Origin of the sequence: Mucilaginibacter sp. (assembly GCF_041663085.1) — a bacterium.
Classification (GTDB): Bacteria; Bacteroidota; Bacteroidia; order Sphingobacteriales; family Sphingobacteriaceae; genus Mucilaginibacter.
This window is the reverse complement of record NZ_JBAZRC010000070.1, coordinates 1-22,504: the sequence shown is the minus strand read 5'-3', so window position 1 is coordinate 22,504 and position 22,504 is coordinate 1. Positions and strand designations below refer to the sequence as shown.

22 protein-coding genes are annotated in these 22,504 nt (G+C 45.1%); 3 read left to right on the top strand and 19 right to left on the bottom strand.

Annotation, left to right across the window (positions count from 1 at the left end):
- Nucleotides 1-195: 195 nt before the first annotated feature.
- The 4 genes from WC615_RS13730 to WC615_RS13715 are packed head-to-tail and all read right to left on the bottom strand — an operon-like array spanning nucleotide 196 to nucleotide 2,550.
- Nucleotides 196-435 carry a cytochrome b5 domain-containing protein gene (locus WC615_RS13730; protein ID WP_372978659.1) on the bottom strand — a complete coding sequence of 80 codons (240 nt, stop codon included), beginning with the start codon at nucleotides 433-435 and terminating at the stop codon, nucleotides 196-198.
- Entirely contained in the window at nucleotides 435-1,118 is a 684-nt protein-coding gene (locus tag WC615_RS13725; protein WP_372978658.1) for a lycopene cyclase domain-containing protein, read from the bottom strand. Before WC615_RS13725 ends, WC615_RS13730 begins: the two co-directional genes overlap by 1 nt.
- On the bottom strand, nucleotides 1,119-1,688 hold the full coding sequence (locus WC615_RS13720) for a hypothetical protein (RefSeq protein ID WP_372978657.1): 570 nt from the start codon (nucleotides 1,686-1,688) through the stop codon (nucleotides 1,119-1,121). It abuts the gene before it with no gap.
- 28 nt (nucleotides 1,689-1,716) lie between these two features.
- Nucleotides 1,717-2,550, bottom strand: a complete 834-nt coding sequence (locus WC615_RS13715; protein ID WP_372978656.1) for a phytoene/squalene synthase family protein — start codon at nucleotides 2,548-2,550, stop codon at nucleotides 1,717-1,719.
- Nucleotides 2,551-2,622: 72 nt separating this feature from the next.
- Here WC615_RS13715 and WC615_RS13710 point away from each other — a divergent pair, with 72 nt between their 5' ends.
- Nucleotides 2,623-4,107, top strand: a complete 1,485-nt coding sequence (locus WC615_RS13710; RefSeq protein ID WP_372978655.1) for a phytoene desaturase family protein — start codon at nucleotides 2,623-2,625, stop codon at nucleotides 4,105-4,107.
- Between the two features lie 203 nt (nucleotides 4,108-4,310).
- On the opposite strand, the gene ilvA is transcribed toward WC615_RS13710, so the two are convergent.
- The 14 genes from ilvA to atpD form a co-directional block, all read right to left on the bottom strand.
- Nucleotides 4,311-5,561, bottom strand: a complete 1,251-nt coding sequence (gene ilvA, locus WC615_RS13705) for a threonine ammonia-lyase IlvA (RefSeq protein ID WP_372978654.1) — start codon at nucleotides 5,559-5,561, stop codon at nucleotides 4,311-4,313.
- A gap of 3 nt (nucleotides 5,562-5,564) precedes the next feature.
- A complete protein-coding gene (locus WC615_RS13700) occupies nucleotides 5,565-6,731 on the bottom strand; it encodes a 2-isopropylmalate synthase (RefSeq protein ID WP_372978653.1) in 1,167 nt (388 codons plus the stop codon).
- A 101-nt stretch (nucleotides 6,732-6,832) separates the two neighbouring features.
- Nucleotides 6,833-7,588, bottom strand: coding sequence for a trans-aconitate 2-methyltransferase (locus tag WC615_RS13695; RefSeq protein WP_372978652.1), 756 nt, complete (start codon nucleotides 7,586-7,588; stop codon nucleotides 6,833-6,835).
- 53 nt (nucleotides 7,589-7,641) lie between these two features.
- Entirely contained in the window at nucleotides 7,642-8,718 is a 1,077-nt protein-coding gene (gene leuB, locus WC615_RS13690) for a 3-isopropylmalate dehydrogenase (protein ID WP_067058164.1), read from the bottom strand.
- Nucleotides 8,719-8,724: 6 nt separating this feature from the next.
- Nucleotides 8,725-9,516 (bottom strand): trans-aconitate 2-methyltransferase, encoded by a 792-nt coding sequence (locus tag WC615_RS13685; RefSeq protein WP_372978651.1) that lies wholly within the window; start codon nucleotides 9,514-9,516, stop codon nucleotides 8,725-8,727.
- A 58-nt stretch (nucleotides 9,517-9,574) separates the two neighbouring features.
- Nucleotides 9,575-10,165: a 3-isopropylmalate dehydratase small subunit gene (leuD, locus tag WC615_RS13680; RefSeq protein ID WP_372978650.1), complete on the bottom strand. Its 591-nt coding sequence runs from the start codon at nucleotides 10,163-10,165 to the stop codon at nucleotides 9,575-9,577.
- Nucleotides 10,166-10,170: 5 nt separating this feature from the next.
- On the bottom strand, nucleotides 10,171-10,506 hold the full coding sequence (locus WC615_RS13675) for an antibiotic biosynthesis monooxygenase (RefSeq protein WP_372978649.1): 336 nt from the start codon (nucleotides 10,504-10,506) through the stop codon (nucleotides 10,171-10,173).
- On the bottom strand, nucleotides 10,506-11,924 hold the full coding sequence (gene leuC / locus WC615_RS13670) for a 3-isopropylmalate dehydratase large subunit (RefSeq protein ID WP_372978648.1): 1,419 nt from the start codon (nucleotides 11,922-11,924) through the stop codon (nucleotides 10,506-10,508). Before leuC ends, WC615_RS13675 begins: the two co-directional genes overlap by 1 nt.
- Nucleotides 11,925-12,007: 83 nt before the next feature.
- A complete protein-coding gene (gene ilvC, locus WC615_RS13665) occupies nucleotides 12,008-13,066 on the bottom strand; it encodes a ketol-acid reductoisomerase (RefSeq protein ID WP_372978647.1) in 1,059 nt (352 codons plus the stop codon).
- 107 nt (nucleotides 13,067-13,173) lie between these two features.
- Nucleotides 13,174-13,779: an acetolactate synthase small subunit gene (gene ilvN / locus WC615_RS13660; RefSeq protein ID WP_372978646.1), complete on the bottom strand. Its 606-nt coding sequence runs from the start codon at nucleotides 13,777-13,779 to the stop codon at nucleotides 13,174-13,176.
- 23 nt (nucleotides 13,780-13,802) lie between these two features.
- Entirely contained in the window at nucleotides 13,803-15,557 is a 1,755-nt protein-coding gene (ilvB, locus tag WC615_RS13655) for a biosynthetic-type acetolactate synthase large subunit (protein WP_372978645.1), read from the bottom strand.
- 81 nt (nucleotides 15,558-15,638) lie between these two features.
- Nucleotides 15,639-17,351: a dihydroxy-acid dehydratase gene (gene ilvD, locus WC615_RS13650; protein WP_372978644.1), complete on the bottom strand. Its 1,713-nt coding sequence runs from the start codon at nucleotides 17,349-17,351 to the stop codon at nucleotides 15,639-15,641.
- 363 nt (nucleotides 17,352-17,714) lie between these two features.
- On the bottom strand, nucleotides 17,715-17,969 hold the full coding sequence (gene atpC, locus WC615_RS13645) for an ATP synthase F1 subunit epsilon (protein ID WP_372978643.1): 255 nt from the start codon (nucleotides 17,967-17,969) through the stop codon (nucleotides 17,715-17,717).
- 82 nt (nucleotides 17,970-18,051) lie between these two features.
- The gene (gene atpD / locus WC615_RS13640) at nucleotides 18,052-19,557 is read right to left on the bottom strand and encodes a F0F1 ATP synthase subunit beta (RefSeq protein ID WP_372978642.1); all 1,506 of its coding nucleotides are present in this window, start codon (nucleotides 19,555-19,557) and stop codon (nucleotides 18,052-18,054) included.
- 200 nt (nucleotides 19,558-19,757) lie between these two features.
- Between atpD and WC615_RS13635 the strand changes: the two genes are divergently transcribed.
- Together WC615_RS13635 and WC615_RS13630 are read left to right on the top strand one after the other, a co-directional pair.
- Entirely contained in the window at nucleotides 19,758-20,981 is a 1,224-nt protein-coding gene (locus WC615_RS13635) for an OmpP1/FadL family transporter (RefSeq protein WP_372978641.1), read from the top strand.
- 18 nt (nucleotides 20,982-20,999) lie between these two features.
- A complete protein-coding gene (locus WC615_RS13630; protein WP_372978640.1) occupies nucleotides 21,000-22,337 on the top strand; it encodes an SGNH/GDSL hydrolase family protein in 1,338 nt (445 codons plus the stop codon).
- A gap of 61 nt (nucleotides 22,338-22,398) precedes the next feature.
- Here WC615_RS13630 and WC615_RS13625 read toward each other — a convergent pair.
- On the bottom strand, nucleotides 22,399-22,504 hold a 106-nt coding region (locus tag WC615_RS13625), incomplete at its 5' end, for a zinc-binding dehydrogenase (protein WP_372978660.1).

The following is a 22,504-nucleotide window of genomic DNA, read 5'->3' as shown; positions in this document are numbered from 1 at the left end:
ACGCTGAGAACTAAGTAAATATAAACTCAACATATATAATAGAAAAACCTGCCTTCGGGCGGGTTTTTTTGTGGATAATATTTGACAAGCAGCCCCGCGCGTCATTGCGAGGTACGAAGCAATCAGGACTTTGTATAGCCAATATATCTATCGGGAGATGGCTTCGTACCTCGTAATGAACCGTTGGGAAGTCAATTATGAAAGCTTTCCGATCACTGTAAATTTCTCAAAAACGGTTTCGGTATGCGGGGCATCGGGTAGTTCATCGGTCAGGTCCTGGCCGGCCCAGTGCTCGTAGTGCTTGCCGTTGCGCCAAAGGCGGCTTTCGGTAACATCGTATATAATACCCTTATAAGCTACCCAGATCTGTGGCTTATCCTGCCCGTTACGCAGGGCAAGTTGTGATTTGGTATATATTGGTAGGTCTGCAGCCATTACACGGTAAGCTTTTTACGGTTCTTAAAATATTCAAAAAAGCCAACGTTCATCAGCAGTAAAGCCATGCTGTAAAAATGATCCTCAAACGGTATAGTACCCGCCCGTATCCCCATATTTTGGGCATCGTTATAAAGTACAACTGGTATAGAAGTGAGCAAGCCATTAACGATGTAAAAGGGAATAAGCGATACTACGTACGCTATATAAAAACGGTTGAGCCAATCAACCCTAAAGTAATATAACAGCAGTATCATCAAAACAGCCAGCAGGCCAAACGTTACAGCCGTGTATAATTTTGTGTAATTGAGAATAAGCAGTGTTATAGAAATGCCTATCAGCAGGTTAGATATAACCCTTGCTATAGTATTGCTTAGTTGCCATTTAATATAGTAGTTTAAGCAGGCATAAATGAATATACATGCAAAGGGCACGGTTAAAAAGAAAAGGATCTCCTCCAGCGGCAGCCCCATGAATTTTAAACCGATAATGTATTTGTTGTTAAACGACCATACACCGTGAACGGTGAACAGCACATCCCAAAACAAAAACAAAAGCCCTGTTAGCGCCATCCCCGGCCAGATGAACCGCCAGCTTTTGGCAAATGCCACACGCTTATCAAACGATAATACAACCGGGAAAAAGATAGTAAGTACGTTAATAATAAGGTAGGTATATTTCACTTATAAGGATGCTAAATGCTGGGTTAGGATACTATGTTCGGCAGGGGTACACCTTTTTGAATCTATCAGGAAGGTGATAATGGTTTTTACCAACGCCACATCTGCCGATGCGTAATGTTTACGCTCTATCTGTTTAATGATCTCGGTACGGTCGGTAACCAGGTTTTTGGTGTACCCCAAAAAGCCTGGTACATTATGCTCAACCGAAAAGCGCATAAAACGGATCTCTATATTTGAAGGGTCGCCGGTTACGGCATTTTTAAAGGTCTTTTCGGCATCGTTCAGGTACTTTATCTTATAATACGGGTTCCAGGTGTGCTTGGCTTTTAAAGCCTGCAGCGTACCTATATAGCCGTTTATAAGCGATGTGCGGTTTTTAATGCCGCCCAGGTGGTTGTAAAGCGAATCGGTTGTTTTACTGCTGGTAATAGCTGTTACTAACAGCTTACGAATAACATGCAGGTTAGGTTCCGTTGCATCGTCGGTAACGGAGGCTGCATTGCCCCTGTTAAGTGGTAAAAACAACAGCAGCAGCGCGGTAATAAACAGGTATCTGAATTTAATTGGCATCGGTAAATTATAAATGGTACGACTCATTCTAAATTATATTCAGTTTTTGATGCAGTTTGGCTTTAAAATATAAACCCAGTTTTTGTGTGTCAGAAACCCTTATCCTTTTTTGCAAAATAGCTATGGCCGATGTTGCGCTTATTTTCTTAAAAAGCTGCAGGTAATATACGTATGCTACATAAACGCCCAGTCTGCTGCCTTTTGGTAAAAGCTTTATGCCTTCTAAAGCATCATCAAAATCCTTTTTTATATCAGCTTCTATCAGCCGTTTATCTGTTTCGGTAAAGTTGCTGAAATCTACCTCGGGGAAATAGGTACGGCCACGGTCCTCAAAGTCAGACTTGATATCTCTCAAAAAGTTTATTTTCTGAAACGCCGAACCCAGGCTGCGCGCCTTTGGCACCAGCTGATCATACAAAACCGTATCGTTCTCGCAAAATATGCGCAGGCACATCAGCCCAATTACTTCGGCCGAGCCGTAGATGTATGTTTTGTAGCCGGTATCATCATAAGCGGTTTTATCCAGGTCCATTTTCATGGAGGTGAGGAAAGCGTCTATCAGCTCTTTTTCGATTTGATACTGGTTAACCACCTGCTGAAACGATTGCAGTACAGGGTTTATGCTGATGCCACGCTCAATTGCCTTAAAAGTTTCGACTTTAAACTCATCAATTAACAGCCGTTGGTCGTGCCCGTAAAAGGTATCTACAATTTCATCCGCGTAGCGTACAAAACCGTATATGGCATAAACCGGGTACCTGAAACGTTTGTGGAACGCGTTAATACCGGTACTAAAAGAGGTACTGTATTTGGTGGTAATCAGCTTGCTGCATTCAAAGCATGTTTCGTCGAACAGGTTCATCACTCAAAAGTACAAAATGAATGCTGTATTGTTTTTTACTTGCATAGAACTATTTGCTTAATTTGGCTGCTGATGGATAATAACAAACAGGTTATCGTAATTGGAGCGGGTTTTGCCGGTTTGGCATCGGCCTGCGTATTGGCAAAAGAGGGTTATAAAGTAACCATACTTGAAAAGAACGACCAGCCCGGCGGCCGCGCACGCGTATGGGAAAAAGATGGGTTTAAGTTTGATATGGGCCCAAGCTGGTATTGGATGCCCGATGTGTTCGAGAACTTCTTTGCCCTTTTTGGTAAAAAACCGTCAGATTTTTATGAGCTGAAGCGCCTTGACCCAGGTTACCGGGTTTATTATGGAAAGGATGATGTGCTGGATGTTCCTGCCGATATGGGCAAGCTGGAAAAACTTTTCGACGAGATTGAACCCGGCAGCAGCGCAGGCCTGTGCAAGTTTTTGGAACAAGCTGCCTATAAATACAAAGTAGGCATGGGCGAATATGTGTTCCGCCCCTCGCATTCCATTACCGAATTCATCGACTTTAACCTGATCCGTAAAAGCATGAGCATGCAATTGCTTACCAGCATGAGCAGCCATGTGCGCCAATATTTTAAAAACCCCAAGCTGATAAAGTTATTAGAGTTCCCCGTGCTGTTTTTAGGAGCCACCCCGCAGGACACGCCTGCTATGTACAGCATGATGAACCATGCCGACCTTGCCCTGGGCACCTGGTACCCAATGGGCGGCATGAATGAAATTGTTAAGGCGATGGTAAGCGTTGCCGAAAGCTATGGTGTAGATATAAAGCTGAATACCGAGGTTGCTAAAATACATGTAGCTGAAGGAGCAGCGAAAACCATCCAAACCAATAACGGCACTTATCATGCTGATTTTGTTATTGCCGGCGCGGATTACGAACATACTGACCAGTATCTTTTAGATAAGCATAATAGAAATTACACTGAAAAATATTGGGATAAGCGCACTATGTCGCCATCAAGCCTTTTGTTTTATATAGGCACAAACAAAAAGGTAGAGGGTATACAGCACCATAGTTTGTTTTTTGATGAGGATTTTGAGTTGCATGCCAAAGAGATCTACAAGAATCCGCAATGGCCTACAAAGCCTTTGTTTTACGTATGCTGTACTTCGAAAACCGACCCTGGTGCCGCACCCGAAGGAGGGGAGAACCTTTTCTTCCTGATGCCGATAGCGCCGGGATTGGATGATGATGATGCCACCCGCGAGAGGTACTTTGATGTGATGCTGGATAGGTTTGAAGCTATAACCGGCCAAAGGATCCGCGATACCATAGTGGTTAAGCGCAGCTACGCTCTTAAAGATTTTAAAGCCGATTATCACTCATTTAAGGGCAATGCTTACGGCCTGGCCAATACCCTTGCCCAAACGGCATTTTTTAAACCAAGCATGCGGGCAAAGCATATCAAAAATTTACTCTTTACCGGCCAATTAACCGTTCCCGGCCCGGGTGTGCCACCTGCGTTGATATCGGGGCAGATAGCAGCAATAGAGGCGATGAAGATATTAAAAAGCAATTGAGCCGTCGCTCGGCTCCAGCCGAGTGACTATATTGTTACAAGGCCTCCGGCCGAACATATACTGCGGCCGGAGGCCGCCGAATAGGCATCACTCGGCTGGAGCCGAGCGATTGCAATAAAACAATAAACGCCAAGCTTCTGCCCGGCGTTCATAATATTCTTTGTGTTCTCTGTGAAAACCTCTGTATACCCTGTGGTTAAATATCAAACCAAATACTCAAACAAAGTAGCGTCCTTATTGATCTCGATAACCTCAAAGCGGTTTTCCTGCATGCGTTGCAGCAGGGCGGGGTAGTCTTCGGCGTTTTTAAGCTCGATACCTACCAATGCAGGGCCGTTTTCTTTTGATGTTTTTTTGATGAACTCGAAACGGGTAATATCATCGCCGGGGCCTAAAACCTCGGTCACAAATAATTTTAAAGCACCCGGGCGCTGCGGGAAACGTACAATAAAGTAGTGCTTCAGCCCTTCGTATAGCAGCGATTTCTCTTTGATCTCGGCCATACGCTCGATATCATTATTACCACCACTGATAACGCAAACTACCTTTTTACCTTTTATCTGATCTTTAACGGCATCCAATGCGGTTACCGAAAGAGCACCCGCAGGTTCAACCACTATGGCATCCTCGTTATATAATTTCAGGATGGTGGTACAAACCTTACCCTCGGGCACGGTAAGCATATCATCCAGTATCTCGCGGCAAATGGCAAAGGTTTTATCGCCTACGCGTTTAACGGCGGCACCGTCTACAAAGCGGTCGATATCTGTTAATGTAGTGTTCTCTCCATTCTTCATGGAGGTAAGCATAGATGGTGCGCCTTCGGGCTCAACACCTATCAAAGTAACACCTGGTACGGTTTGCTTTAAATAAGTGCCCATGCCGGCAGCAAGCCCGCCACCGCCAATTGGCATAATGGCTACGTCAATATCGGGCAGGTCCTGCAATACTTCAACACCAACGGTTCCCTGTCCTTCTATAACCTGTTCGTTATCAAAAGGGGGAATAAATGTCATACCGTGTGCCTGCGTATAAAGCAAGGCTTCGCGCAGACAATCGTCGAAAGTATCGCCCACTAAAACCAGCTCTACATTGCCGTTACCAAACATTTCTGTTTGTTTAACTTTTTGTTTCGGGGTTATTTCGGGCATAAAAATCACACCCTTTGTACCCAATTTTTTACACGAAAAAGCAACACCCTGTGCATGGTTACCTGCACTGGCGCATACTACGCCTCGGCTCAATTGCTCAGCATTAAGGCGACTGATCATGTTATAAGCGCCCCTTAATTTATAAGAGCGCACTATCTGCATGTCCTCGCGTTTTAAATATATTTCGCATTCGTATTTTGCCGACAGGCGCTCGTTATACTCCAGCGGGGTACGACGAACAACGTCTTTTAGCCTTTGGTAGGCCGCGTCAAAATCCAAATGTGTTTCTGTAACTGTGTCCATTATTTAATTCTTTACCAGCCTGTGTGCCATTAAGCCTTGCAGGTCATCATCGTTTATATCCAGCTTGGCATCGGCAAGGGTTAAGAAGGTTTTATACACTTCGTAAAGCTCGTCTTTATCCAATTTATGGCCCAATCTTTCCAAATGGAATTTCAGCGCGTGGCGGCCGCTACGTGCAGTCAACACAATACTAGCGCTCGGGAAACCAACGTCTTCAGGGCGAATGATCTCGTAATTCTCACGGTTCTTCAGGAAACCGTCCTGGTGGATGCCTGAACTGTGCGCGAAGGCATTGCTACCTACGATAGCTTTGTTTGGCTGTACAACCATGCGCATCTGGCTGCTGATCATACGGCTCATTTCGTAAAAATTCTTGCTGTTTACGTTGGTATGCAAGCCAAGTATAGAGTGTGTTTTCAGGATCATCACCACCTCTTCGATAGATGTGTTACCCGCGCGTTCGCCGATACCATTAATGGTACCTTCTATCTGGCGGGCACCGTTCTGTAAACCGGCGATTGAATTGGCTGTAGCCAAACCCAAATCGTTATGGCAATGTACCGAAATAATGGCCTGGTCTATGTTCTTAACATTCTCCTTCAGGTATTTGATCTTGGCGCCATATTGGTCGGGCAGGCAATAGCCATTAGTATCGGGGATGTTTACTACCGTTGCACCGGCAGCAATTACCGCTTCAACCATTTGCGCTAAAAAGGCCACATCGGCACGGCCGGCATCTTCAGCATAAAACTCAATATCCTCAACAGATTTTTTGGCATATTTCACGGCTTCAACGGCACGCTCAAGAATTTCCTCGCGGGTGCTGTTGAATTTGTGTTTAATATGCTGATCTGACGAGCCGATTCCGGTATGGATGCGTGGGCGCTTGGCATATTTTAATGATTCTACCGCAACATCAATATCGGTTTTATTGGCACGGGTAAGTGCGCAAACAATCGGCTCGGTTACGGCCTTTGATATTTCAACAACGCTTAAAAAATCGCCCGGGCTTGATACCGGGAACCCCGCTTCAATAACATCCACGCCCAGCGTTTCCAGCTCGCGGGCTATATCGATCTTTTCAGGGGTTGTCAATTGGCAGCCCGGTACCTGTTCGCCATCGCGAAGCGTGGTATCAAAAACATAAACGCGGTTAGGGTCGTGTAACATATTCTTTTGTATTTAGTATTGTTAATTTGTATCAGGTAGTTAGTGCCAAGTATCAAGATCTGACTTGTTTTTAAGTCTAAATACTTGATACTATGTACTTGCTACTCTTTAATTGCTATAAATCTTAATCTTTTATAATCGGCGTACCATTGGCCGTTCTCGTTGTAATGCGGTTCGAGCAGTGCGGTAACTTCTTTCAGCATTTCTTCTTTTTCGGCAGCAGGTACACCCACCAGGTACAATGGTGCAAACATGGTTATCCATTTAGCCACACCCTGGTCGCCATCCTGCAGCGGGGTTTTGCGGTCGAAATGAATAGCGTAGGTAACCCTGAAACCATGGGCCTCTAACCGGCTGGCATACTCGCCCAGTGACGGGAAATACCATACCTGGGTTTTTGCCTGCTTATGGTAGCCGCGCTGCTCCAGCACCTGTTTGGTAGCTGCTATAAGTTTACCAACGTTGCCTTTGCCGCCCATTTCGGCAACAAAACGGCCGCCGGGTTTAAGGCTTTTGTAAACGCTTTTCATCATGCCGTCCTGGTTTTTTACCCAGTGTAAGGCTGCGTTTGAGAAAACTGCATCATACTTGCCCGCCTCATTAAAATTACCGGCATCAGCAACCTCAAAGGCAACTTCGGGGTAGCTTTCCTTTGCCTGGGCAATCATATCGGGCGAGTAATCCGTTCCTTTTACAATGGCACCTGTGTTTTGGATCTGCTGGGTTAAATAACCCGTACCGCAGCCAATATCCAGGATGTGCTCACCCTCTTTGGCATCTAAGGTTTCCAGCACATTCTCACCAAACTGGTAAACAAATGCGTGTTTCTGGTCATATAATTCAGCGTTCCATTTCATAGTTTCGTCATTGTGTCATTAGTCATTGAGTCATTTTTGACTTTAATTTTGACTTATAAATATTCCAGCACTTTTTGCCCCATGGCTTTGGTGCCTAATATTTTGCTTTTGTCGGTATTGGCATCGGCAATGTCGCCGGTGCGGTAACCATCTTTTAGTGTTTTGTCGATAGCTGCCGTTATCTTTTTGGCTTCATCTTTCAGTCCGAAGCTGATCTCCAGCATTAATGCTACCGATAGGATAGAGGCCAGCGGATTGGCTTTATCCTGCCCGGCAATATCATGCGCCGAACCGTGGATCGGCTCAAAAAAGCCTGTACCATCACCAATTGATGCAGATGCCAGCATCCCCATCGAGCCTGCTATTTGCGAAGCCTCATCGGTAAGTATATCACCAAAAAGGTTGGCGGTTAATACCACATCAAACTTTTTAGGGTTTTTAACCAACTGCATGGCGGCATTATCAATAAACATGTGCTCGGTCTCCACATCAGGGTATTGTTTGGCAAGTTCCTGTACCACCTCGCGCCATAGGCGTGATGATTCAAGCACGTTGGCCTTATCTACCGAGCATAATCTTTTGCCGCGTACACGGGCGGCTTCAAATGCTTTGGTAGCGATGCGTTCTACCTCGTAACGGTGATAGATCATCAGGTCCGACGCGGTATTGCGGTCTTCGCTGCGTTTTTTCTCACCGAAGTAAACATCTCCTGTCAACTCACGGAAGAACAGAATATCCGTTCCCTTCAATATCTCGGGCTTTAAGCTTGATGCATCTAACAGTTCATCAAAAAGCATGATGGGGCGCAGGTTGGCATACAAACCAAGTTCCTTACGGATCTTCAACAATCCCTGCTCAGGCCTAACCTTAGCCGATGGATCGTTATCATACTTGATGTGACCGATAGCGCCAAAAAGGATGGCATCACTGGCTTTTGCTTTTGCCAAAGTTTCATCTGGCAGTGGGTTGCCTGTAGCCTCGATACCGGCGTGGCCCATCAGGGCTTCGTCGAAGGTGAATTCATGGCCAAAATCGGCACCTATCTTTTCTAATACGGCTTTACCCCAGGTGGTAACCTCGGGGCCTATGCCATCACCGGGTATTACTAATATGTGTTTTTTAACTCCCATTGTATTTTATGCGTTAGTCCCGCGTACTTCTTTTAGTTTCATCACCATCAGCTGCGCGTCGCTTTCAATCCATTTGTTATAATCTTCGATGGCCTTTAAGCGGTCATCATCTGTTATGTAACCCTCCTCAACCATCTGGGTTGATTTAGCTACCGACGACCAGATCCCTATCTTCGACAGGAAATTTGGCTCGCCTTTTTTATAGTATTCGTTCGCATCTAAAACCTCAACCTGGCTTAAGCCTGCTTCGGTAAAATAACCGGGCAGGTCCTGGGCTATGTGGTTGTTCATGCCTGTATCGCCACGCCATCTTAAAAAGGTGGCGTAAAACTGGCGCATACTTGCCGGTGGTTCGGGCTGCCATTCTAAAGCCTCGTGGTTATAATCCAGCACAGATAATATGCCCCCAGGCTTTAACATGCTTTTTAGTTTTACCACAGCTTCCTGCGGGTTGTTTAGCCATTGCAGTACCCTCGCGGCTACTATCAGGTCGAATTTCTCTTTCGGCTCGTAGGTGAACAGGTCGGCATTTAAAAGCTCCAGGTTGGTCACGTCAGCATAGGTTTCTTTACCGCTTTCTATAAAGTATGCCGTGTTGTCTATCCCGGTTACATGGCCGTTAGGGCCAATTTTTTGAGCAATACCCTTAGAGATAGCGCCGGTTCCGCAACCGATATCCAGCACGCGCCAGCCTTGTTTTAGCAATGGCGGCAGTGTGGCGTAATCGGCTTCAAGGCTGCGCTCGTCAAATAGCTTCGCGGTGCCTTTGCCTTCCCGTTTTATATCCTTTTGGCTCATTACTTCGTTGTCATTGGGTCATTAGTCATTGAGTTATTAGGCTCAATGTTAATACTCATTATTTAGCAGCTTCAAACTCTTCAACCAATTCCTTTTTGCTCAGGATGTAGTCGATATCGTCGTAGCCATTGGTCATGCAGGCTTTTTTGTAGGGGTTAACCTCAAAGCTTTCCTGTTCGCCTGTTTTTACAATTTTGATGAACTGGTCAACCAGGTTAATTTCTATCACAGCATGCGGGTCAGCATCAATCACTTCGAAGAGTTTCTTCAGGAAATCATCGCTTACCTGTACCGGCAGCAAGCCGTTGTTTAGCGCGTTACCTTTAAAAATATCGGCAAAGAAACTACTCACTACGGCATCAAAGCCATAATCGGCAATGGCCCAGGCGGCATGCTCGCGGCTGCTACCGCAGCCAAAGTTTTTGCCTGCAACCAGTATCTTACCGCTATAGGTGGGATCGTTGAGTACAAAATCCTGTTTTGGGTTGCCGTCGTTATCAAAACGCCAGTCGCGAAACAAGTTATTGCCAAAACCATCACGGGTGGTGGCCTTTAAAAAACGAGCAGGGATGATCTGGTCCGTATCGATGTTTTCGATAGGCAAAGGCACCACGCTGGTTTGGATATGTTTAAATATTTTAGTTGGCATCTTAATTAAATTTGAGATGTTAAATATGAGATTTGAGACTTGCCGCTCAAGCCGTCAAGATCCTGGTAATGTTCAACAGTAGGGAAGGGGCTGTAAAAGTGATGTAACAGCTTTTTCCATTCCTTATATTCGTTAGATTGGCGGAAGCCTTCGGTATGGTCGGTTAGTTTTTTCCATTCAACAAGCAGAATAAACTGGCTGCCATTCTCCATGCATCTTTTTAACTGATGCGACAGGTAACCCGTCATGCCGGATATAATAGTCTGCGCCTGGCTAAATGCTTTTAAAAAAGCATCTTCCTGGCCCGGTATTACATTCAATATGGCTACTTCTAAAATCATTAGCTTACCAATTCACCCTCTTTTAAAAATTCGCGAATGTCTGTCACTTTGCCAGTAATTGCACTTGCTGCCGCGGTAAGCGGGCTTGCCAGGAAAGTACGTGAGTTTGGCCCCTGCCTGCCTTCAAAGTTTCTGTTTGAGGTGGAAACGCAGTATTTACCTGCCGGGATCTTATCCTCGTTCATACCAAGGCATGCGCTGCAACCCGGTTCGCGTAGCGGGAAACCTGCCGCGTCAAAGATCTTATCCAGGCCTTCGCGGATGGCTTGTTCCTGCACTTGTTTTGAGCCGGGCACTACCCAAACGGTAACATTATCGGCTTTGTGCTTACCTTTTACAAACTGGGCAACCTCACGCAAATCTTCAATACGGCTGTTGGTACAGCTGCCAATGAAAACGTAATCAATAGGTTTACCTAATAATTGCTGATCATCATGCAGGCCCATATAATCAAGGGCTTTTTTGTACGAGCCTTGTTCTTTCTGCTCAAAGGATGCAGTTTCGGGAACGTGCTGTGTAACGCCAATGCCCATACCGGGGTTTGTTCCGTAGGTAATCATTGGCTCAATATCTTCGGCTTTAAAGCTTAGTACGCTGTCAAACTCCGCATCTTCATCAGAATACAAGGTTTGCCAGTAAGCTACCGCCTTATCCCACTCTTCGCCTTTTGGGGCAAATTCGCGGCCTTTTACGTAGTTAATGGTGGTTTCGTCAGGCGCTATCAATCCGCAACGTGCACCCATTTCGATGCTCATGTTACAGATGGTCATGCGGCCTTCCATGCTTAGCGCGCGGATAGTATCACCGGCGTATTCTACAGCATAACCTGTGCCGCCCGCGGCAGAGATTTGTGAGATGATGTACAGGATGATATCCTTTGCGCCAACGCCTTTTTGCAGTTTACCGTTCACCTCAATCTTCATTCTTTTGGGGCGCGATTGCAGTAAACATTGCGTAGCCATTACCTGCTCTACCTGCGAGGTGCCTATACCAAACGCTATGGCACCAAAGGCGCCGTGTGTTGAAGTATGGCTGTCGCCGCAAACATAGGTGCCACCCGGACGGGTGATGCCCAGCTCGGGGCCTATAACGTGGACGATACCCTGGAATGGATGCCCTAAACCGTAAAGCTCGATGCCGAACTCCGCGCAGTTTTTGGTGAGCATATCAACCTGGTATCGGGAAAGTTCTTCTTTAATGGGTAAGTGCTGGTCCCAGGTGGGGACGTTGTGATCGGCCGTGGCAACGGTTTGTTTTGGCCTGAAAACCGGTAACCCCCTTGCGCGCAAACCATCAAATGCCTGCGGACTGGTTACCTCGTGAATGAAATGTGTATCGATGTATAAAATATCAGGAAAGCCCTCGTTGCTACTGACGACGTGTGCATCCCAAATCTTGTCGAATAATGTTTGTCCCATTTTTTTAAGTCTTTAGTCTAAAGTTTTAAGTCATAAGTCGCCAGCAGACTTTCTACTAACGACTTACGACTCAAGACTTGTTATTATGCTTCTACAGCCTGGTTTTCGGGGCGTAAACTGCGTACAGTTTTGCCTGCCTGCCACATTTCGCTGTCGCGTAATTCTTTTAATTCCGCATCTAATTTTTCGCGGTAATCAGTTTTGCTGTTGCTGTCGATAGATTTTTGTGATTCAACACCTGTTGCAACGCTTTTGTACAGGTCTTCGAATACCGGTTTAGTAGCATCACGGAATTTCTTCCACCAGTCAAGCGCGCCGCGTTGTGCAGTGGTTGAGCAATTGGCGTACATCCAGTCCATACCGTTTTCTGCAACCAATGGCATTAACGATTGGGTAAGCTCTTCAACAGTTTCGTTGAAAGCCTCAGATGGTGAGTGGCCGTTAGCACGTAATACATCGTACTGTGCAGCAAATACACCCTGGATACAACCCATCAGCGTACCACGCTCGCCGGTTAAATCGCTGTATACTTCTTTTTTGAAATCTGTTTCGAACAGGTAACCGCTACCAACAGCGATACCTAATGCGATAACGCGTTCCTGTGCTTTGCCGGTTGCATCCTGGAAAATAGCGTAGCTTGAGTTTAAGCCACGGCCTTGCAAAAACATACGGCGTAATGATGTACCCGAACCTTTAGGGGCAACCAAAAATACATCCACATCAGCAGGAGGGATGATGCCGGTTTGTTCTTTAAAGGTGATGCCAAAACCGTGAGAAAAGTATAATGCTTTACCCGGGGTTAAATGTTTTTTAACAGTTGGCCATAACGCAATTTGTGCGGCATCGCTTAATAAATAGCAAATAATAGTTCCTTTTTCAAGGGCTTCTTCAATTTCAAAAAGGGTTTCGCCCGGTACAAAGCCATCGCTTACGGCTTTATCCCATGATTTTGAATTTTTACGCTGGCCAACAATTACGTTAATGCCATTGTCTTTTTGATTGAGCGCCTGGCCCGGGCCTTGAACACCGTAGCCAATTACTGCTACTGTTTCGTTTTTTAATACGTCCTGAGCTTTTGATAAAGGGAACTCTTCGCGGGTTACTACATTTTCTTCACTACCGCCGAAATTTAGTTTTGCCATTGTTTTGGTTTTTTTGATTACACCGATGTTTTGATTACACCGATTTTGCTTTTATTTTTTAATTAAGATTTTACTTTATTCTACTCCCCCTTCAGGGGGCTGGGGGGCTACATCGTAAACACTTTTTGCCCTTTGTTCAGGTATTCGTTTTCGATAACATCCTCACCCGGTTCAAGCCTTTCAAACTCGCGCAGTTTGCTGTTAAAGCCTTCGCTATCTTTAATGATAGCCACACGGGCGCTGCGTACAAACTCTATAAGCCCAAATGGTTGTAAAATGCTGATCAGGTTATCGGTTTCCTCGCGGTGGCCGGTTGTTTCAAACACGGTATAGTCCTTACGTAAAACTACCACGCGGGCGCCATTCTCGCGCAGCAAACGCTCTACGCTTACCTTTTCGGCAATAACATCTGTTGATACTTTGTATAAGGCCAGTTCCTGCCAAATAACATCGGCATTGGTATGGTAATATACTTTTAGCACTTCCACCTGTTTCTCTATCTGGCGGGTTAGCTTGCGCACTACTTCTTCAGATTCGGTTATCACGATGTTGAAGCGGTGAATACTCTCTATCTCTGACGGAGAGGTGTTCAGGCTATCGATATTTATTTTACGGCGTGTGAATATGATAGCAATACGGTTCAATAAACCTATCTGGTTTTCGGTATAAACCGTTATGTTAAATTCCTGCTTGTCGTTATCTTGAGTTTCCATGTTGTGTTTCTTGTTTGGGGGTATTACTTAAGCCTGATCTCGCTAACACTGCATCCTTGCGGTACCATCGGGAACACGTTGTTCTCTTTGGTAACCATCACTTCTAAAAGGAACGAGCCTTTATTGTTCAGCATTTCATTCAGTGCCGATGGCAGGTCCTTGCGGTCGTCGATCACTTTGCCGGGGATACGGTACGCCGCTGCCAGCGCCACAAAATCGGGGCTCTCGATATCCACGAACGAGTAACGGCGCGAATTGAACAGTTCCTGCCATTGGCGAACCATGCCAAGGAAACGGTTGTTCAGGATGATGATCTTTACATCGATACCGCTTTGCATAATAGTACCCAGTTCCTGGCAGGTCATCTGGAAACCGCCATCGCCAATAATGGCAACTACGGTACGGTTTTGCGCGCCAAACTTAGCGCCGATGGCTGCGGGCAGGGCAAAGCCCATGGTGCCTAAACCACCGCTGGTAACGTTACTGCGGGTGTTATTGAACTGTGCGTAACGGCAGGCCACCATCTGGTGCTGGCCAACGTCGGTCACAATAATGGCTTCGCCCTTAGTAATTTCGTTCAGTTGTTTAATTACCTCTCCCATGGTCATTTCGTCCGTGGTGGGGTTTAGTTCTTTATGGATAACCTGTTCAACTTCCTGGCGGGTGTAGTCTTTAAACTTGTCATGCCATTCGGTGTGCTCTTTTTTATCCACCAGTGCGGTAAGCATCGGCAGGGTTTCTTTACAATCGCCCCAAACAGGCACGGTTGATTTTACGTTTTTATCGATCTCGGCGGGGTCAATATCCAAATGGATAACCTTGGCCTGTTTAGCATATTTGTCAAGGCGGCCTGTTACACGGTCGTCAAAGCGCATGCCTATGGCTATAAGCACATCGCACTCGTTTGTTAAAACGTTTGGTCCGTAGTTACCGTGCATGCCCAGCATCCCTACGTTAAGCGGATGATCGGTTGGGATAGCGCCTGCACCTAAAACTGTCCATGCTGCAGGGATTCCGCTCTTCTCAACAAAGGCTTTAAACTCCTGCTCGGCACTGCCTAATATTACACCCTGCCCCCATATAATAAATGGTTTTTTGGCGGAATTGATCAGTTCGGCGGCTTCCTGTATATACTGCGGGCGAACGATTGGTTTTGGCCTGTAGCTACGGATATGATCGCATTTGGTATAGCCCGCGTAATCAAATTTCTGGATTTGCGCGTTCTTGGTAATATCTATCAATACCGGGCCGGGCCTGCCGCTTTTGGCAATATAAAATGCCTTGGCAATAACCTCGGGGATTTCGGTAGCATCTGTTACCTGGTAGTTCCATTTGGTAACCGGGGTGGTGATGTTGATCACATCTGTTTCCTGGAAGGCATCGGTACCCAAAAGGTGTGCGAAAACCTGCCCGGTGATACAAACCAACGGTGTACTGTCTATTTGTGCATCAGCTAAGCCGGTAACTAAGTTAGTAGCACCGGGGCCGCTGGTAGCGAATACAACACCAACTTTGCCTGATGTACGCGCGTAACCCTGACCGGCATGTATGCCGCCCTGCTCATGGCGTACAAGGATGTGATTCAGTTTATCATTATAATCGTACAAAGCATCGTAAATGGGCATAATAGCACCGCCGGGGTAACCAAAAATGGTTTCCACACCTTCCACAATCAGGGCTTCTAATAATGCTTCCGATCCTGAAACTTCTGTTGTTGGTGATTTTGCAGGCTCTGCTGCTTTTTCACTTACTTCCTGTGTGATTGTTTGTGTTTCCATTTATTATATGATTACACCAGTGCTTATACTTACACCGGTTTGTTAGTCTCTTTATCTTTTAGTCCTTTGTCTTTTATCCTATTAAGGCATTTCATCTGTTACACAACCTTCGGCAGCATTGCTTACGGTTTTTGCGTACCGGTATAAAAGCCCTTTGCTTACTTTTAAAGCCGGCTGTTTCCATGCGGCTTTGCGTGCAGCAAATTCTTCGTCGCTTATCATTACATTAATGGTGCGGTTTATGGCATCAATAAATATCCTGTCCTCATCCTTCACAAAGGCAATACCTCCGCCGTCATAAGCCTCCGGCGTAATATGGCCGACGACGAAGCCGTGCGTACCGCCACTAAAGCGGCCATCGGTAATTAACGCTACCGAACTACCCAAACCTGCTCCAAATATGGCAGAGGTTGGTTTCAGCATTTCGGGCATACCTGGTGCGCCTTTGGGGCCAACGTTGCGGATAACAACCACGTCGCCTTTTTTTACCAAGCCGCTTTGAATGCCGTGGATCAGTTCAAACTCTCCATCAAAAACGCGGGCTGGGCCTTCAAAGCTGGTGCCTTCCTTACCGGTGATCTTGGCAACACTACCACCTTCGGCAAGGTTGCCGTATAGTATTTGTAAGTGACCGGTTGCTTTAATAGGGTTTTCGGCAGGGAATATAATTTTTTGACTTTCAAAATCAAGTGCAGGAACATCGGCTAAATTCTCGGCAATGGTTTTGCCTGTAACGGTTAAGCAGCTGCCATCAAGCCAGCCTTGCGCAAGGCAGTATTTCATTACTGCGGGTACACCGCCGATGTTGTGCAGGTCTTCCATCATGTATTTGCCGCTTGGCTTCATATCGGCCAGTACCGGGATGCGGTTACTCACGGTTTGGAAATCATCCTGGGTTACTTTTACACCAACGCTTTTAGCCATCGCTATTAAGTGCAACACTGCGTTTGTTGAACCGCCTAACACCATTATAACCACTATCGCGTTCTCGAAAGCCGCGCGGGTCATGATATCTGATGGTTTTATGTCTTTCTCTAATAAGATCTTTATCGCTTTACCCGCGGCTAAACACTCAGCTTTTTTATCATCGCTTAAAGCAGGGTTTGATGACGAGTAAGGCAAGCTCATGCCCAATGCCTCGATAGCAGCAGCCATGGTATTAGCCGTATAGATACCCCCGCAGGCACCGGCGCTTGGGCAAGCATTTTTTATAACACCTACAAAGTCTTCGGGAGTTATTTGCCCCGCTATCTTTTTACCCAAAGCTTCAAAAGCTGATACGATGTTAAGGTCTTCGCCTTTCCAGTGGCCGGGTTTTATAGTGCCACCATATACCATAATAGAAGGACGGTTTAAACGTCCCATCGCCATAATAGAACCCGGCATATTTTTATCACAGCCCGGCAGGGTTATTAAACCATCATAATATTGCGCGCCGGTAACAGCCTCAATCGAATCGGCAATAATATCGCGGCTCATTAACGAATAGCGCATACCTTCGGTACCGTTGCTCATGCCATCGCTTACGCCAATGGTATGAAATATCAGGCCCACCATATCTTCATCCCAGATACCCTGTTTAACCAGTTTGGCCAGGTCATTCAGGTGCATATTGCAGGTGTTACCATCATAACCCATACTGGCTACGCCTACCTGTGCTTTTTGCATATCATCGTCGGTAAGGCCTATGCCGTAAAGCATGGCCTTGGCGGCAGGTTGGGTTTCATCCTGTGTAAAGGTTTTACTGTATTTGTTTATCTCTACAGCGTTTGTAGTATCTGATGATGAACTCATTTTTATAAAGCGTTTTTATCTCATGTACCGGCCAAAAATGGCGTTAACAATTTCGGTTGTATTGTGTATTTGTAAGTTAGATATAGCTATATAGAATAGCAAGGCATTAAAAATTTATTTGAAAAAAGTATTTTATTCTGCTTTATTTAATTTAAAGATTTTTTATTCTGATATTTTATATAAATATAGAATTATATTTTTACTAATTTATACCAAAGTTTAAAACGGTATTCGGTATGTTTTTTATGCATGCATAGCAAATAGAGAAAATTCGGCGTGAAATGACCATCCGGCCAAAAAAACTGCATAAAAAAAGTCCGGCCATATACTGACCGGACTTTTCATTTATCAGTATAAAAAGTTCTATTTCTGAATAATGCCCTCCGCTAATACAGTAACCTTATTGTTTAAGGCTTCTACTACACCACCCTGGATAAAAAACACTTCTTCTTTAACGCCGGCAGCACCACGTATGGTTAGTTTGCCATCGTTTAAAGTAGAAATGATAGGGGCGTGGTTATTCAAGATCTCTAAAAATCCTAATGTACCGGGTAAGGTAACCGAGGTGGCCTCGCCTTCGTAAACTTTTTTATCAGGAGTAAGAATTTCTAATGTCATCTGTTGTTAGATTCAAGAGTTAAGAATCAAGATGTAAGATTTCTCTCCGGTCTTGATTCCTGGCTCTTATGTCTTGTTTCTATTAGTTATTAGCTTCCGCTAATAATTTTTTACCTTTTTCAATAGCATCTTCAATGCTGCCTACAAGGTTAAATGCTGCTTCAGGGTACTCATCAACTTCGCCATCCATAATCATGTTAAAACCTTTGATGGTGTCTTTAATGTCAACCAATACACCTTTTAAACCGGTGAACTGCTCGGCAACAAAGAACGGCTGAGAAAGGAAACGCTGAACACGACGAGCGCGTGATACAACCAATTTATCTTCCTCAGAAAGCTCGTCCATACCTAAGATGGCGATGATATCCTGTAACTCTTTGTAACGTTGTAAAGTTTCTTTAACGCGTTGAGCGGTGTTGTAATGCTCATCGCCCAAGATAGCTGCGCTAAGGATACGTGAGGTAGAATCCAATGGATCCACCGCAGGGTAAATACCAAGCTCGGCAATTTTACGTGAAAGTACTGTAGTTGCATCTAAGTGGGCAAATGTTGTTGCCGGTGCAGGGTCAGTTAAATCATCCGCAGGTACGTAAACAGCCTGTACAGATGTAATTGAACCACGTTTTGTTGAAGTGATACGCTCTTGCATGGTACCCATCTCGGTAGCCAGTGTTGGCTGGTAACCTACCGCTGATGGCATACGGCCTAGTAGTGCCGATACCTCAGAACCTGCTTGTGTAAAGCGGAAGATGTTATCAATAAAGAATAGGATATCACGGCCTTTACCTTCTTCATCACCATCGCGGAAGTACTCTGCAAGGGTTAAGCCAGAAAGCGCCACACGTGCACGTGCACCCGGAGGCTCGTTCATTTGTCCGAAAACGAATGTCGCTTTTGATTCTTTCAAAGCCTCAGGGTCGATCTTAGAAAGATCCCATCCACCGGCTTCCATTGAATGCATAAACGCATCGCCATATTTTATAATGCCCGATTCAAGCATCTCGCGCAGTAAGTCGTTACCTTCACGGGTACGCTCACCTACACCTGCAAATACAGATAAACCTGCATAAGCTTTCGCGATGTTATTGATCAGTTCTTGAATTAATACTGTTTTACCAACACCGGCACCACCAAACAAACCAATTTTACCACCTTTTACATAAGGTTCTAAAAGGTCAATTACTTTGATACCTGTAAACAATGCCTCAGTTTCGGTAGATAGATCTTCGAAACGCGGAGGTGTTGCGTGGATAGGGCGGCCATTGGTTTTATCCAAATCAGGAATACCATCAATTGCATCACCTACAACGTTAAATACACGGCCTTTAATAGATTCGCCAACCGGCATTTTAATAGCTGCTTCGGTATCTAAAACTTTCATTCCGCGCAGTAAACCATCGGTAGAGTCCATGGCGATAGCACGCACACGGTCTTCACCTAAATGTTGCTGAACCTCTAAAATGATTTTTTGTCCGTTGTCTTTTGTGATCTCAAGCGCATCATAAATCTTAGGAAGATGTGCATCATCAGCGAAACTTACGTCAACTACCGGACCGATGATCCTTGATATTTTTCCAATGTTTGGCATATATAACCTGGTGTTTTAAATAATTTACAATGAAACAGATACCTTCTTTACAAAACGGTACTATTTCAGAGGCGCAAAGTTAAGGTTTATTGCCAAATATTTAAATAGTTATGTTAAGAAATTTTCATGTATTTTTTTGAAGGCAATATTGTACTTTTGGCGTCCAATTATTAACCAGGGCTTAAAGCCTATAACTTTGAATGAAAAAACTTTTACTACTACTGATGTGGTTAAGCCCGGCTATTGTATATGCCCAGGGTTTCCAGGTAAACCTTAACGGACAAAAACAAATAGGCATGGGCCATACCGGCACCGGCTTATTACAGGATGGCGCTTCAATTGCCTTTAACCCCGGCGCAGTAGCCATGCTGCCAGAGAATTACATACAGGCAGGTATAAGCCCGCTTTTATTTAAATCGGGCTTTAGCGGCGCAGGCACAAATGATGTGGCCTTTACAAAAAATAAGGTGGCCACGCCTTTTAACGCTTATGGCGTTTGGGGGCCAAAAAATGCCCGCTGGAAAGTGGGTATGGGTGTTTATACACCATTTGGCGGCTTAACCGACTGGGGCAACAACTGGCAGGGTAAATATGTGCTGGAAAGCCTTGATCTAAAATCTATCTTTTTCCAGCCGACTGTTAGTTATAAACTAACCGACTATCTAAGCATTGGCGGTGGTTTTATTTATAACTATGCCACGGTTGATCTGCAACGCGCTATCCCCATCAGCGACCCTGATGGTAACACCGGCCAGGCACGCCTTAAAGGCCATGGTAAAGGTTATGGATGGAACGCAGGGGTATTTATCAAAGCAAGCCCCGAGTTTACCATCGGTTTAAACTACCGGTCGGAGGTTAAAACAACCATTAAAAATGGTGATGCAATGTTTAGCGTTGCAAAATCGGCGCAGGCAAACTTCCCGCAGCCAAACACCTTTGAAGCCGGTATCCCATTGCCGCAAACCGCTTCTATTGGCTTTGGCTATGCTGCATCGCCTAAGTTATTGTTAGCGCTTGATGCAAACTATGTTGGATGGCACTCTTATAAAGAACTTGCTTTTGATTATGCATCAAACACACCAGCCTTGCAGGATACGCACTCGCCGCGTAATTATAAAGATGCTTACAGCGTGAGGGGCGGCGCACAATATAAAACCTGCGATAAAATGGCCGTACGCCTTGGCGGTGGCTATACTACCACAGCCGTAAAAGATGGCTATGTTACCCCCGAGGTGCCCGATGCCAACCGTTATTATTTAACAGCAGGGTTTGGTTACAAGGTTACCAACAAGTTGGATCTGGATTTCTCGTTCGAGTACGAGCACCTTTTCTCGCGCACGCAAACAAATATCGAATCTAACCTGTCGGGTACATTCAAAAGCAATGTTTATATCCCCGGCGTTTCACTTGCTTATCACTGGTAACCCTCCTAATTTAATTACATGAAAATATTAAAAAATTACCTATATATATCGGCCGCGCTGTTTTTACTGGCTGGCTGTAAACCATCATTCGAAACCCCGAAAGCAAATAAAGGCACAGCTGATTTTACCCGCTATATTGCCGTTGGTAACTCATTAACTGCAGGCTACGCTGATGGCGGCCTATACCTGGAAGGGCAGCAAAACTCGTATCCAAGTATTATTGCCAAACAAATGGCATTGGTTGGCGGCGGTAAATTTACCCAGCCATTATTTACCGAAGCGCAGGCAAACGGATCGGGCTATTTGAAACTGACCGGTTTTACCCCGACAGGATCGCCCATAACTGCTACCGTTGCAGAAAATACCGCCGTGCGCGATCAGGTTACTATCCCGGGCTTTGGTAATGTGATTTTATACACCAAATACAGTGGTGATATTAATAACTATGGCGTACCGGGTATTAAGTTACAACAAATTACGTATGGACCTTATGGCAACCTGAATGGTTATTTTGAGAGATTACTGCCGGGCGCGCCGCCAGCAAACAATACCACTTATCTTGATTTTGTTACCGCTAAAGATTTTACCTTTTTTACCGATTGGCTGGGTAATAACGATGCTTTAGGTTACGCCACAAGCGGTGGCGCGGCGGATGTGCTTACCGATAAAACACAGTTTGCGCAGCTATATACCTTATCAATAGCTAAACTTACGGAGAAAGGGGCCAAAGGCGCTGTGGCAACAATACCTGATGTTACTGCCATCCCTTACTTTAATACGGTTACTGTTGGTGCTATTTTAGCAAGTGTGCAAAAAGCAAATGCACAAGTGAAAGATATTTATATCAGTGCACGTACATCTACTGATATTAATAATCTCGTGTACGCGCCGCGTGCCGCAACAGCTGCCGACCTGGTTGTGTTAACCTTCCCAACCAGCAAAATTGGGCAGATGGTTAACGTACCTGGAGTAGGTATGGTGCCTTATGGCTTAACGCCGTATGCACCTATCGAAAACCAATACGTGCTTGATGCCAACGAAATTGCCTTAACAAAGGATTATGTAACCGATTATAACAAAACCATTAAAGCAGCCGCCGCTACAAAAGGCTTGGCTGTGTTTGATGCCTTTACGTTTTTAAATGATATAAAAGCCCATGGCATTTTGGTAGATGGTGTAAGCGCTAATTCAAACTATATCAGCGGCGGTATTTTCTCATTAGATGGTGTGCATCTAACCCCGCGCGGTTATGCTATTGTTGCTAATGAATATATCAAGGCTATTAATAAAACATATAACGCAAGCATCCCAACGGTAAATATTTCAAATTATCGCGGGGTGAAGTTCCCTAATTAATATGAGTTGATGGTTCATAGTTAATGGTGTTTGCCATCAACTATGAACCATTATCTATGTGCTACCCAAAACGTAACACTATCTTCCCCATATGCTCGCTGCTTTCCATCAGGCGGTGTGCTTCGGCGGCTTCTGCTGCCGGGAATATTTGATAAACAACCGGTTTT

Coding starts and splice junctions, on each gene's coding strand:
- WC615_RS13730 (WP_372978659.1), bottom strand. CDS start 435: ATGGCTGCAGACCTACCAATATATACCAAATCACAACTTGCCCTGCGT.
- WC615_RS13720 (WP_372978657.1), bottom strand. CDS start 1,688: ATGCCAATTAAATTCAGATACCTGTTTATTACCGCGCTGCTGCTGTTG.
- WC615_RS13715 (WP_372978656.1), bottom strand. CDS start 2,550: ATGAACCTGTTCGACGAAACATGCTTTGAATGCAGCAAGCTGATTACC.
- WC615_RS13710 (WP_372978655.1), top strand. CDS start 2,623: ATGGATAATAACAAACAGGTTATCGTAATTGGAGCGGGTTTTGCCGGT.
- ilvA (WP_372978654.1), bottom strand. CDS start 5,561: ATGGACACAGTTACAGAAACACATTTGGATTTTGACGCGGCCTACCAA.
- WC615_RS13700 (WP_372978653.1), bottom strand. CDS start 6,731: ATGTTACACGACCCTAACCGCGTTTATGTTTTTGATACCACGCTTCGC.
- WC615_RS13695 (WP_372978652.1), bottom strand. CDS start 7,588: ATGAAATGGAACGCTGAATTATATGACCAGAAACACGCATTTGTTTAC.
- leuB (WP_067058164.1), bottom strand. CDS start 8,718: ATGGGAGTTAAAAAACACATATTAGTAATACCCGGTGATGGCATAGGC.
- WC615_RS13685 (WP_372978651.1), bottom strand. CDS start 9,516: ATGAGCCAAAAGGATATAAAACGGGAAGGCAAAGGCACCGCGAAGCTA.
- leuD (WP_372978650.1), bottom strand. CDS start 10,165: ATGCCAACTAAAATATTTAAACATATCCAAACCAGCGTGGTGCCTTTG.
- WC615_RS13675 (WP_372978649.1), bottom strand. CDS start 10,506: ATGATTTTAGAAGTAGCCATATTGAATGTAATACCGGGCCAGGAAGAT.
- leuC (WP_372978648.1), bottom strand. CDS start 11,924: ATGGGACAAACATTATTCGACAAGATTTGGGATGCACACGTCGTCAGT.
- ilvC (WP_372978647.1), bottom strand. CDS start 13,066: ATGGCAAAACTAAATTTCGGCGGTAGTGAAGAAAATGTAGTAACCCGC.
- ilvN (WP_372978646.1), bottom strand. CDS start 13,779: ATGGAAACTCAAGATAACGACAAGCAGGAATTTAACATAACGGTTTAT.
- ilvB (WP_372978645.1), bottom strand. CDS start 15,557: ATGGAAACACAAACAATCACACAGGAAGTAAGTGAAAAAGCAGCAGAG.
- ilvD (WP_372978644.1), bottom strand. CDS start 17,351: ATGAGTTCATCATCAGATACTACAAACGCTGTAGAGATAAACAAATAC.
- atpC (WP_372978643.1), bottom strand. CDS start 17,969: ATGACATTAGAAATTCTTACTCCTGATAAAAAAGTTTACGAAGGCGAG.
- atpD (WP_372978642.1), bottom strand. CDS start 19,557: ATGCCAAACATTGGAAAAATATCAAGGATCATCGGTCCGGTAGTTGAC.
- WC615_RS13635 (WP_372978641.1), top strand. CDS start 19,758: ATGAAAAAACTTTTACTACTACTGATGTGGTTAAGCCCGGCTATTGTA.
- WC615_RS13630 (WP_372978640.1), top strand. CDS start 21,000: ATGAAAATATTAAAAAATTACCTATATATATCGGCCGCGCTGTTTTTA.